The following is a 328-nucleotide window of genomic DNA, read 5'->3' on the forward strand; positions in this document are numbered from 1 at the left end:
GAAGTTAATATTGAATACTAAAGTAGATACCAATCAATCAACGTAAAACGTTAATCAAATGGCACTGAATGGTACTGCTACCATTCTTTTTTTACTTTTGAAAACTCTTGATAAATACAATGTATTCATCAGAATTTTATTATCAGCTTTTCCAAATTTTTAAAGAGCATATTAATTAGTTATTCCGAAGAACAAGCACTAATTAACAATCATCTGTGTGGACACTACGAACAAATAAGTTCTAAATCGTATAAGGAGGTGATCCAGCCCCAGGTTCCCCTAGGGCTACCTTGTTACGACTTCACCCCAGTCATGAATCACTCCGTGG

The 328-nt window shown here is 34.8% G+C and carries 1 rRNA gene; it reads right to left on the minus strand.

From position 1 onward, the window contains the following. Window positions 1–251 precede the first annotated feature (251 nt). Window positions 252–328: ribosomal RNA gene (locus H5117_RS20455) — 16S ribosomal RNA — on the minus strand; the annotation flags it as partial.

Source organism: Pseudoalteromonas sp. SG45-1, from assembly GCF_014164135.1.
Taxonomy (GTDB): domain Bacteria; phylum Pseudomonadota; class Gammaproteobacteria; order Enterobacterales; family Alteromonadaceae; genus Pseudoalteromonas; species Pseudoalteromonas distincta.